This is a genomic window from Desulfobulbus sp. (genome assembly GCF_031547805.1).
Taxonomy (GTDB): Bacteria; Desulfobacterota; Desulfobulbia; order Desulfobulbales; family Desulfobulbaceae; genus Desulfobulbus.
In genome coordinates this window covers 1-10,816 of sequence record NZ_JAVBRQ010000045.1, presented here as the reverse complement: position 1 = coordinate 10,816, position 10,816 = coordinate 1, and the positions used below count along the sequence as shown (strand labels likewise).

The following is a 10,816-nucleotide window of genomic DNA, read 5'->3' as shown; positions in this document are numbered from 1 at the left end:
ATATTCTGCAAACGGTTACGGAACATGTCCAGTTGGGGACTGAAAACCTGCTGCTTCGGCTGCATCGAAAATCACCAGAAATTGAAGAGGAAAAGTGCTATATCCTGCAATTTATAGTGATATATTTTTCATATTTTATCTATATATTTCAGCTTGTTGAAAGCTTTTCCATGGCCGACTATTCTACTAAAATTTCTTGAGCTTTCTCTTCACTACGTTCATCGAAACGATCACCGAATGACGTTCGGAGCGAGAATGGCGCTGGACGCATTGTCTCGAACGCAGTGAGAGATCTCGTTTGATCGACCGGCTTGCGGAGCGTCAAGAACAACGCCGATTGCCGGCAAACGGACTTTGCTGAGGTGCGATGGGAATCAAAAAAAAATCTCCACGGCCACCCGGCCATGGAGATTTCGATATCGCGCGATCTTAAGAAAACGGCAAACGAAGCTGGTCAATTGACCAGCAGTCGGGCCTCCTGCTCCAGCCATTGCATCGCCCGGCCGTACATCTTGGCCTCGTCAAGCCGCACATTGACATAGGGTTGCATGGGTTCCAGCGGCAGTTGATCGGAGCATAGACGGATTTCGTCGTTGTCGCCAAACCGGATCACCAGGGCGCTGTCCTTATCCAGCAGGTTCTCCTCGAAAACCGAAACCAGAGTATCGGTGCTGAACGTCGACAGGTCGTCTTCAATTCTCGCGCCCCGCAAATCGATCACCAGTTCCCGGCAATGGGGCATGAGCATCATGGTCTGGGCAACCTGCAACAAATCCCAACCGGAATCCTCGTCGACCTCGCCGGAAACAACGATCAAATACACCTCGCCATCACTTTCTTTCACAATTCTAAAGCGCATATATCCCTCCATTGGATTGCCGATGACCATTCCCTTATCGCCCGCTTATCGTGGCGACTCATCGGTCATGTCCGGATGCGGTCCGGACCGTGGTTTTTGTTGGATTCACGAGCCAAGAATCCTTCCTATATTTCTTATCGGCTGGCCGGCATTCTTAGTTAAGAAAAAAATGTAATCGCAGCACTAAGGTAAATTGTTAATCTATACCCCTTGTTATCCAATCAACATCCCCGCGAGCGAGGGCAGGCGTTGTCGGCATTTGCTCTGCCAAGCTTTACAGGCCAAGTCAAATCGCGGCCGTGTCGGCAAGGGCTTGGAGGGCTGGCCTCTCCCGGAAACAGGCGTTTGTCCGTCGCATTGGTTTTGAGCAAAAAAAAAGCCCAACCGAAGTAAGCTCGGTTGGGCGACAGGATGGGCCGTTTTTTCCGGCTGCTTCATTCTTTCTCGCTTGCAGCGGTTTGATCGATGACCTTCGTTTTTTTGGGCTCTTGGAAATACCAGAACAAGCCCAGCGAACAGCCGGCGATGCCCGCAAATTCCCAGGCGGTCAGCGCCTCGCCCAACAGCAGCCAAGCCCAGAGGGCCGTGGCCACCGGCACGAAGGACATGAACAGCGACACGGTGATCGTGCCCAGGTGGCGGATGGCGTAGGCAACGCAAATCAATGCAAGAACATTGACCACCACACCTTGATAACCGGCCTGAATCGCTATATCTTTCAAGGGAGCCCGCGCAAGGCCGGTGGGAAACAGGTACCACAATGGAGTGAAGATCGCCACATTGACCAGGGGCACGATCACCACCGCGTCCCGCCAAGTCATCCGATACAGGTGGATGCCGATCATGTGGCAGGTGTAGCAGCCCGCCGCTCCCAGCAGCAAAGCGATTCCCATGGCTTGATCAAGGGCCAGGAGCGAACCTCCGGTCATGACGAAATTGGCGATGAAAATCAAGCCGATGGCCGCATAACGATGGGACGAGAGCCGCTGCCGGTACAGCAGCCAGGCCGCCGCGGCGCCCAAAACCGGCAGCATGCCGTTGACCACCACGCCGGCATGGGCGGCCCGCACATGGGTCAACCCGTAGAACGAGAGCATGGTGTAGGGAAAGCCGACGCCCAAGCCCACCACCAGGTGCTGCCAAAGCCGGAACCGGCGCCAAGGGTAACGCACGGCAAACGGTGCCACCACCAGCAACGCGGTCCAGTAGCGCAACAGGGTGATATCCGCCGGTTGAAGGTCGGTATGGACGCCGTAGCGCGAAAGAGTTATCCAGCCGGACCAGATGCATACCATGGTCAGCGCGGCCAATACGGGTTTGATCGATTGCATGGCAGCAAGCAATACCCTGGTTGCGCCCCTGCCGCAAGTGTTTCGGCGCGTGTACCACCATGAGGTGGTCCATTGATGCCCGAACCGGGAGATTTACGATGAGCCGACCATCGACAACAGCGGGCACACTGGCTGCCCTGCGCTTCGACAACCGCTTCACCCGCGACTTGCCTGCCGACCCGGAAACCGAGAACCGGCGCCGGCAGGTATTCGACGCCTGTTATTCCCGCGTGCTGCCGGTGCAGACGGCCCGGCCGCGACTGGTGAGCACTTCCCGGGAAGCCGCGACCCTGCTCGATCTTGCCGAGCGCGACTGCCGCACCGAGCTGTTTGCCCGCGTATTTTCCGGCAACCAACTCCTGCCCGGCATGGACCCGCATGCCGCCTGCTACGGTGGCCATCAGTTCGGCAACTGGGCCGGGCAATTGGGCGACGGCCGGGCGATCAACCTGGGCGAGGTCGTGAACAACCACGGCGAACACTGGATGGTGCAGTTAAAAGGGGCCGGGCCGACCCCGTATTCGCGCAACGCCGACGGCCGGGCCGTGCTGCGTTCCTCGTTGCGCGAATTTCTGTGCAGCGAGGCCATGTTCCACCTGGGCGTCCCCACCACCAGAGCGCTCAGCCTGATCCTGACCGGCGATACGGTGGAACGCGACATGTTCTACGACGGCCACCCCGAGGAGGAACCGGGCGCCGTGGTTTGCCGCCTGGCGCCTTCGTTCGTCCGTTTCGGCAATTTCGAAATCCTGGCCGCCCGAGGCGATTTCGGGCTGCTTAGGCAGCTGGCCGATTTCTGCATCCGCACCTTCTTCCCCCATCTGGGCGAACCTGCGCCGGAAATCTACGGCCGCTGGTTCGAGGAAATCTGCCGCGCCACCGCCGCCTTGATGGTACATTGGCTGCGGGTAGGCTTTGTCCACGGGGTCATGAACACCGACAACATGTCGATCCATGGCCTAACCATCGATTACGGTCCCTACGGCTGGCTGGAGAATTACGATCCCACCTGGACCCCCAACACCACCGATGCCAAGGGTCGCCGTTACTGCTTTGGCCGCCAGCCTGCCATCGCCCATTGGAACCTGGCCCGGCTGGCCGATGCCTTCGTGCCACTGATCGGCCATGTCGAACCGTTGGAGCAATCTCTGCGCGATTTCACCGGTTATTTCGAGGATGGCTGGGAAGCGATGATGGCGCAAAAATTGGGGCTCATCGCCTTTGAACCGGATCAAGATCGGCCGCTGTTCCGGGAACTGCTCCGCTTGCTGCCGGAGGTGGAGACCGACATGACCCTGTTTTTCCGGCAACTGGCCCTGGTGCCGGTGGAAGCCCGGATCTCGCCGGAGCGGCGAAGCGCGCCCCTGGAAGAGGTTTATTATCGGCCGGAACAACTGAACCGTGCCTACCGCGACCGATTGGACGCCTGGCTTGAGACTTATGCCGAGCGGGTGCGGCGCGACGGCAGCCCCGACGCCGAACGCAGGCAACGAATGCATGCGGTCAATCCCAAGTACGTGCTGCGCAACTATCTGGCCCAATTGGCCATCGACAAAGTTATGGCAGGAGAGTATTCGTTGGTGGACGAATTGCTGGAGGTGCTGCGCCATCCGTACGACGACCAGCCGGACAAGGAGATGTTTGCCGGCAAACGGCCCGAATGGGCGCGGCACCGGCCGGGCTGTTCGATGCTGTCGTGCAGTTCGTAGCACGATGGCAACGATCTGCCGGTACCCGGTTGCCCAGCCTGACCCACTTTTCCCGTAACGAGCTTATGCACCCCGACGCTTCTTCCTGGCAGGCGGTCTTTTTCGATTTCGATGGCGTGATCGCCGATTCCACCCAGGTCAAGGTCCGTGCCTTTGCCGCCCTGTTCGCCGCCTATGGCGCCGCGGTCCAGGAAGCGGTGGTCCGGTATCACCTGGACAACGGCGGCGTGCCGCGGCAGGAAAAACTTCGCCATTGTTTTTCTGCCCTGGCCGGGCAGGCCCTGACCGAGGCGGAACTTGACCAGGCCGGCCGCACCTTTTCCGACCTGGTTCTGGAGGAAGTGGTGGCCGCACCCTTGATCGCCGGTGCCCTTGCCACCTTGAACCGGCTTAAACAGGCCGGCATCCCGGCCTTTGTCGTTTCCGGCACGCCCGGCGACGAGATGCGGCTGATCGCCGTCCGCAAAGACCTGGCCTCCTTGTTCACCGAAGTCCATGGTTCCCCCCAAGCCAAGCTGGCCATCATCGCCGACATCGTCGCCCGCCATGGCTTTGCTCCCGGCCGCTGCCTGTTCGTTGGCGACGCCATGGCCGATTATCGGGCCGCCGAGGCTCATGCCCTGCATTTTCTCGGGATCGTTCCCGCGGGAAAAAATTCGATTTTTCCAGCCCATGTCCCCACCTCCGCCCACGTCATCCTGGACTGGTAAAGGCTTGGTCCGGCCGCCTCGAACACACGCTCTCGCCACGGCTCCATCTTCGCCTTGACACTCGCAGTTGCATCCTCTATAGACAAATTTCCTTCTCCGCCGAGGCGGTGAACGGGCAAGCCGGCTTTTCCGCCAACTATCGAGCATCGCAAGCCGAATCTGCGCCATTTACCGTTTTTTGCAGCGAGTTCATCCGCATTGTTACCGACCGAGGTCGTCCATGTCCGCACTTGCCGGCAAAGCAGCCGAAAACCTGAAAAAAATACGGGACAGCAAGCCCCTTATCCACAATATCACCAATTTCGTGGCGATGGACACCACCGCCAATGTGCTCCTGGCGTGCGGCGCCTCGCCGGTGATGGCCCATGCCGACAACGAGGTCGAGGAGATGGTCGATCTGGCCGGTGCCCTGGTGCTCAACATCGGCACCCTCAGCGACGATTGGCTGATCACCATGATCAAGGCCGGCCGCCGGGCCTCCACCTTGGGCAAGCCGATCGTGCTCGATCCGGTGGGTGCGGGGGCCACCGCGCTGCGGACCAATGCCGCCAAGGCTATTTTATTCCAGACCTGGGTGAGCGTTGTGCGCGGCAATGCCTCGGAAATTCTGTCGCTGTCCGGACAGGACGGCTCGACCAGAGGGGTCGACACCACCCACTCGGTCGCCGATGCCAGCGACGAGGCCGGCCGGCTGGCCCGCGAATTGGGAACAACCCTGGCCCTTACCGGCGCCACCGACCTGGTGACCGACGGCCGCCGCACCCTGACGATCGAAGGCGGCCATCGACTCATGCCCTATGTCACGGGCACCGGCTGTTCGGCCTCCGCTCTGGTCGGCGCCTTCCTGAGTGTGGACAACGACCCGCTCACCGCCGCTGCCACCGCCTTGGCCTATTACGCCGTTGCCGGAGAGATCGCCGGGACACGGGCCGCCGGCCCCGGCACCTTTGCCATCCATTTGCTCGATGCCCTGTACGCCTTGCGGCCGGATGAACTGGAGGCCCGCTGCCGGATCGCGCCGGGCTGAACGACGCCATCCGTTTAAAGAAAAAAACGAAAACTCAAACCAATACAAAAAAGATCTCATGGAACGGATGCAAACATACCGGCGGGTTTTGACCATTGCCGGCTCAGACAGCGGGGGCGGGGCCGGCATCCAGGCGGACCTGAAAACCATTGCCGCCAACGGCTGCTACGGCATGAGCGTCATTACCGCACTCACCGCGCAGAACACCCTGGGCGTCACCGGCATCCATGCGGTCCCGGTCGAATTCGTTGCCGCCCAGCTGGAAGCGGTCTTGACCGATATCGGGGCGGATGCCATCAAAATCGGCATGCTCTTCTCGCCCGACCTGATCTGCACCGTAGCGGAATGCCTGAAAAAATTCGACTCTTGTCCCGTCGTGCTCGACCCGGTCATGGTGGCGCAGAGCGGCGACAAATTACTGCAGGACGAAGCCATCGACGCCCTCAAGCGGCACCTCATCCCCATGGCGCACCTGCTTACTCCCAACCTGCCGGAAGCCGCGATGCTGCTGGGCAGCGAGCTGGCTTCAGCCGATGATATCGTCCAGGCAACCGTCGAGCTGGCCGCGTTGGGCTGCGCCAACGTGCTGATCAAAGGTGGCCACCTGGAAAACGGCAACAGCGACGACTGCCTGTACCTGGCCGCCGAACGCCGCATGGTGGTCCTGCCGGGCGAGCGAATCGCCACCCGCAACAACCACGGGACCGGCTGTACTTTGTCCTCGGCCATCGCTTCGTTCATCGCCAAGGGAGAGTCCGTCGAGCAGGCGGTCCACTCGGCCAAGGAATACATCACCGGCGCTCTCAGGGCCGGGGCCTCCTATACCATCGGCCACGGCCACGGCCCGGTACACCATTTCTTCCGTTTTTTCTGATCCCGGCCTGCCCGCCAGGCAAACAAGGATTACTGCGACTTCTCCTCGGCTCGAAATCCGAAGCCCTGCAATCGCCCTGCTCTTGAACCGATGCGACCGGGCTCGATGCCCTGTCGACATCGGTTCTTTGAAATCAAAAGGGTAGCGGGATACTTTCTTTCACGTACTTGACCGTCTTCCATAGCACGGCGTCCGAATTTGCCGGCCTGCCTCAAAAACACTTGGCTGCTGGAGCCGAACCATGCCAAAAGCTTGACTTGACAATGATTCACAGCAAGGATATCTATTCCGCTGTACAGATGCACCGTCCGAATATGCTGCGCCCGGACCTCTGAGGCGAACAGCAAAGGAAATCACTACAATTTGTCGGAGTCGAATTATGAAGAGAGTCCTTTTCGGTTTGATCTGTTGCCTGCTTGTTGCCTCCGGATGTGCAATGGATCGAAGCGCGCAAAACAAGATGGTCATCAATGAAGCAAAAAAACTCGATATCACTGCCAGAGAAACTAGCAGGGGCGTGGAGATTAATTTTCCGGAGGTGCTGCTTTTTGATTTTGACAGCGATCAACTGCGGACTGACAGTCAAATTAAAATGCAGGGGGTCGCCACCATCCTCAATAAGCCGGGCATAGACAGCCGCAAACTGGCGGTCGAAGGACATACCGATGGCTTCGGCACCCCTGAGTACAATCTTATGCTTTCCCAACGCCGGGCCGAAAGCGTTGCCCGCTCGCTTGTCTTCAGTGGCGTGGCCAGGGAGCGAATGGAGGTCAAGGGCCTGGGTATGACCGCGCCTATCGCCGCCAATACTCATCCGAACGGAACAGACAACCCCGAGGGACGGGCTCAAAATCGACGAGTAGAGGTCATCGTCGAAAACTGATGCAAGATTCGATTCCCGCGCATCTCAGACACTTTTCACTTGATCGGTTGCCATTTACGTCATCATCGGATCCGGCATTCTTCTACCTGACCAGTGCCGCACGTGATGCGAAAGATCGGCTTGACGCCCAACTTGGACAACATGAGGTTCTTCTCTTCCTGGCCGGTCGGAGCGGCAGCGGCACCTCTGCTCTTCTTCGATATCTAGCCGCCAACGGCCTCGGCGGACGCCAGTGGTACGGTATCGGCCAAACCCGGCAATACGATGATGCTCCCAGCCTGTTGGTTTCGGTTCGCCACGCACTGGAAGCACATGCCACGAGTTGCCGACAGCACGATGTCCGTCAGCCCCACCCACCAGTCATCGCCATCGACCATACGGACGCGCAGAAGCCATTAGATCTGGCCGAGCTCCTGCAATGGCATGCGGTGGCCGCCGTCCAAATCTGTCCCTGTATCCTCCTCTTCGTCGGGACCGAGCCGCTTGCATGCTGCCGCGCCGCAGCCCCGAAAAGCTTTACCAATCGCTATGTGGCCGAAGTTGAGTTACAACCGCTCACCTGCGCAGACACCGATGCGCTCATCAACCACCGACTACGCTGCGCTGGCCACCAAGGCGCGCCCTTGTTCACGTCCGAGGCTGTGGAACAGCTTCACATGCTCTCCGATGCTCTCCCCAGAGACATGCTACATCTTGCTGATATTGCTCTCTACTTCGGGCAACTTCTCGGCTTAACAACGGTCAATGGCGCCTGCATGCATAAGGTGGCCAAATGTGTACCCAACGCCAAGCCTCTTCCCGCATCGCCGCCAATATCGCTTAAACGAACAGATACACCGACTCGGCCGCGATCGAATAGTCGAGCCTTTCACTGGTCAGTCCTTGCGCTTATCCTCTTGATCGGAATTGGGGCCGCCCAGTGGTTGATTCAGGATGCTCCCGAACCTACAATCGCGACGGAGAGCGAAACCGCCGGGACCCCACCGCCACCTCAGCCTCAATCTCCGCAGGAACCACAGCCCCACACACCCTCTTTCGGCCCGGAGGCGAGTCACCCGTACGCAGCTTCATCAGGGTCTCAGGACGAAGTCGCCGCTCTCATCACTAAAGCCGGGGCCAAATTTACCCGCTATTTGGTGCATGATCATGCTGTCAAGCAATTGCAACAACCGGAAAGTTCTCCCGCCTCTGCTCCACCACCGGCCAAAGCAGCACAAACGATCACGGAACTTCTACGTGCCGTGACCGCAGGCGACCGCGACGAGGTGCAGCGCCTCCTCCGTGCCGGTCTTCCGATTGATAGCCGCAACGATTTTGGTGATACGCCCCTGTTGACCGCCGTCTGGCATAGTCGGAAAGAGGTGGTTGACGACTTGCTCAAGTACTCTCCGGCCATCAATTATCGCAACAAGGACGGCTGTACCGCTCTCTTTTTCGCCGCTATCAAGGGTCATGCTGCCATTGCCGCCACCCTGCTCAACCATGGCGCCCAGATCGATTTGGCCGACCGTGATGGCCGCACGCCGCTAATGGCGGCGGCCTGGAATGGGCACACCGAAATCGTCCACCTGTTGTTGACGCACAAGGCCGATCCGAACCGTGCCTCCCATGAGGGCTGGACGGCCCTCATGTTTGCCGCTCTCAATGGCCATAGCAAGATCGGCATGGCCCTTTTGTCCTATGGCGCCAATCCCAACGCCACCAACCGGGACGCCCTCAACAGTCGCCAATTGGCGGAAAAACATGGGCATACCGACTTTCTCGCCCTCTTGCCCTAGGGTAGCGACATGGGAGAACACATAACTCCTGAGGTAATCCCCCCGAAAGATGGTAGTATCTGGAAGTAGAATTTCCCATACTCATCAAGCGGGAGATTTTACATGAAAAAGTCACGATTCACGGATAGCCAGATCCTGGCGATTTTGAAACAGGCCGAAAACGGCGTACCGGTAACGGAACTCTGTCGCCAGCACGGAATGAGCAGCGCGGTTTTTTATAAATGGCGCTCAAAATACGGAGGCATGGACGCCTCGCTGATGGCCCGAATGAAGGAACTGGAGCAGGAAAACGCCCGTTTGTCAGTGGCAGACTAAACAACCACCGACTTGAAGTCGGTGGGTTTGGAATCGCGGACTGAAAGTCCAGCAATACCGGCAGGCTGCGCAGCCGGTTCACGGCTCAACATCGAAACTGTCATGAGGATTTGGTTCAAAATGATGCGAAAGGCACTCCGAGATCATCTCTTTTGTCAGTTCGCCAGCCGTTACGCAAAAATAGTCACGTGCCCAAAAATGCCGACCCAAATAGCGCTTTTTCACGTGGGGAAATTCATTGAAGTCCGGTTAAGGGCTTGCATTTGCAATTTCCGGATTTGCAACTGGCCGTATTGGGTCGGTGTCTCCCCATGCTGCTCGGGATTCATTGAGGATTTGAGTGCGTAACTGGCGGACTCGTCGAATCGAGACCACCTCGCCAAACCGTTCATGGCAATAGATTGCCAGCAAAAGATAAGTGATCAGACCGGCAAGCATCTGCATCATGAGGCCGTGCCGGCTTCTTGAAATAAGGCGGTATACCTTGAGATGCCGTTTCCACCAGCCAAAGAACGTTTCTATCTCCCAGCGCAATTTGTAGATCTCGGCAATCTGCTCAGCGGTGAGATCGAAGCGACTGGTGGCAATCCAATAGGTTTTGCCCTCAACAGTGTAGCCGACCAGGCGCAGCGGGGTTTGAGTCTGATTCACCCCTTCCCGGCCGAGGAGTACCTTGGCGTCGACGATTCCTCCTTCAGCCACGTGAAAGGGCTCAAGGCAGGATTTGACAGTATTCTCCTTGATGCGGGTGACAAAATGTTTGCCCGCTTCCTGGAGGTGATCGAAGTCATGATGGCTTTGGTAGCCCCGGTCGTCGACAGCGGTTTCTCCCGGCTGGAGTATCTGTGCGACAAAGGGACGCTCTTGTTCCTTACCGTTGGTGAGGAAGATTTTACGGGGAATCCCTCGGTTGAGATCAAAACCGATATGGGTTTTGGCCTTTTTGGCACTTTTGCGATAATCAGCCCATTCCATGGACAGGACAGCGTCAATCAATGAACCGTCGATGGCTACCAGACTGCCCAATTCCGGGTGCCTGTCGGGCAGGATATTACTGGCCTGTTGCTGCAGGGCCTCAAAAACGAGCTGAAACTGTTCAAGACCTCGGTCGTTCATGGCTTCGAAGAAAGAACTCTTGGCAATACCTTTCTTTGGAGCTGTCATCGGCAACTAAAAACTGACCCACTTTCATAAGTTATCGGCAAATAGGAATTGACCCACCGCCTGTTCAATTTTCTATTTGTACCGCACTCAATTGATGGCCAAGAACACCGGCTTTTCGTTTCTCCTTGAGTCGATAACTGTCACCCCTGATCTGGATGACATGGGC

Annotated in this window: 9 protein-coding genes and 4 pseudogenes; 8 read left to right on the top strand and 5 right to left on the bottom strand. The window is 58.0% G+C overall.

What is annotated here, in order from left to right; translation table 11 throughout:
* Positions 1-200: hypothetical protein (locus RMR13_RS14505; RefSeq protein WP_310601339.1), on the top strand; the 200-nt coding region annotated here is incomplete at its 5' end.
* Between the two features lie 254 nt (positions 201-454).
* On the opposite strand, the gene RMR13_RS14500 is transcribed toward RMR13_RS14505, so the two are convergent.
* Positions 455-859, bottom strand: a complete 405-nt coding sequence (locus tag RMR13_RS14500; protein WP_310601338.1) for a hypothetical protein — start codon at positions 857-859, stop codon at positions 455-457.
* A 434-nt stretch (positions 860-1,293) separates the two neighbouring features.
* A complete protein-coding gene (locus RMR13_RS14495) occupies positions 1,294-2,190 on the bottom strand; it encodes a DMT family transporter (protein ID WP_310601337.1) in 897 nt (298 codons plus the stop codon).
* Between the two features lie 98 nt (positions 2,191-2,288).
* Between RMR13_RS14495 and RMR13_RS14490 the strand changes: the two genes are divergently transcribed.
* From RMR13_RS14490 to RMR13_RS14460, 7 genes and pseudogenes are all read left to right on the top strand, one after another.
* On the top strand, positions 2,289-3,899 hold the full coding sequence (locus RMR13_RS14490) for a protein adenylyltransferase SelO family protein (protein ID WP_310601336.1): 1,611 nt from the start codon (positions 2,289-2,291) through the stop codon (positions 3,897-3,899).
* Positions 3,900-3,964: 65 nt separating this feature from the next.
* Positions 3,965-4,609 carry an HAD family hydrolase gene (locus tag RMR13_RS14485; protein ID WP_310601335.1) on the top strand — a complete coding sequence of 215 codons (645 nt, stop codon included), beginning with the start codon at positions 3,965-3,967 and terminating at the stop codon, positions 4,607-4,609.
* A 220-nt stretch (positions 4,610-4,829) separates the two neighbouring features.
* Positions 4,830-5,636 (top strand): hydroxyethylthiazole kinase, encoded by an 807-nt coding sequence (thiM, locus tag RMR13_RS14480; RefSeq protein WP_310601334.1) that lies wholly within the window; start codon positions 4,830-4,832, stop codon positions 5,634-5,636.
* Positions 5,637-5,703: 67 nt separating this feature from the next.
* Positions 5,704-6,510, top strand: coding sequence for a bifunctional hydroxymethylpyrimidine kinase/phosphomethylpyrimidine kinase (thiD, locus tag RMR13_RS14475; RefSeq protein ID WP_310601333.1), 807 nt, complete (start codon positions 5,704-5,706; stop codon positions 6,508-6,510).
* 379 nt (positions 6,511-6,889) lie between these two features.
* Positions 6,890-7,393, top strand: a complete 504-nt coding sequence (locus RMR13_RS14470) for an OmpA family protein (RefSeq protein WP_310601332.1) — start codon at positions 6,890-6,892, stop codon at positions 7,391-7,393.
* Complete coding sequence (locus RMR13_RS14465; RefSeq protein ID WP_310601331.1) at positions 7,393-9,171, top strand: ankyrin repeat domain-containing protein; 1,779 nt, start codon at positions 7,393-7,395, stop codon at positions 9,169-9,171. Before RMR13_RS14470 ends, RMR13_RS14465 begins: the two co-directional genes overlap by 1 nt.
* Before the next feature lie 102 nt (positions 9,172-9,273).
* A pseudogene (locus RMR13_RS14460) lies at positions 9,274-9,471 on the top strand (transposase); the annotation flags it as partial.
* A 93-nt stretch (positions 9,472-9,564) separates the two neighbouring features.
* Here RMR13_RS14460 and RMR13_RS14455 read toward each other — a convergent pair.
* From RMR13_RS14455 to RMR13_RS14445, 3 pseudogenes are all read right to left on the bottom strand, one after another.
* Positions 9,565-9,729, bottom strand: a pseudogene (locus RMR13_RS14455) (transposase); the annotation flags it as partial.
* A 72-nt stretch (positions 9,730-9,801) separates the two neighbouring features.
* Positions 9,802-10,644 (bottom strand): annotated as a pseudogene (locus RMR13_RS14450) (IS4 family transposase); the annotation flags it as partial.
* A 70-nt stretch (positions 10,645-10,714) separates the two neighbouring features.
* Positions 10,715-10,816 (bottom strand): annotated as a pseudogene (locus tag RMR13_RS14445) (AAA family ATPase); the annotation flags it as partial.

What these genes read in the sequence shown, in the direction of transcription:
- thiM (WP_310601334.1), top strand. Translation starts at nt 4,830, where the DNA reads ATGTCCGCACTTGCCGGCAAAGCAGCCGAAAACCTGAAAAAAATACGG.
- RMR13_RS14470 (WP_310601332.1), top strand. Translation starts at nt 6,890, where the DNA reads ATGAAGAGAGTCCTTTTCGGTTTGATCTGTTGCCTGCTTGTTGCCTCC.
- RMR13_RS14500 (WP_310601338.1), bottom strand. Translation starts at nt 859, where the DNA reads ATGCGCTTTAGAATTGTGAAAGAAAGTGATGGCGAGGTGTATTTGATC.
- RMR13_RS14465 (WP_310601331.1), top strand. Translation starts at nt 7,393, where the DNA reads ATGCAAGATTCGATTCCCGCGCATCTCAGACACTTTTCACTTGATCGG.
- RMR13_RS14490 (WP_310601336.1), top strand. Translation starts at nt 2,289, where the DNA reads ATGAGCCGACCATCGACAACAGCGGGCACACTGGCTGCCCTGCGCTTC.
- RMR13_RS14485 (WP_310601335.1), top strand. Translation starts at nt 3,965, where the DNA reads ATGCACCCCGACGCTTCTTCCTGGCAGGCGGTCTTTTTCGATTTCGAT.
- thiD (WP_310601333.1), top strand. Translation starts at nt 5,704, where the DNA reads ATGCAAACATACCGGCGGGTTTTGACCATTGCCGGCTCAGACAGCGGG.
- RMR13_RS14495 (WP_310601337.1), bottom strand. Translation starts at nt 2,190, where the DNA reads ATGCAATCGATCAAACCCGTATTGGCCGCGCTGACCATGGTATGCATC.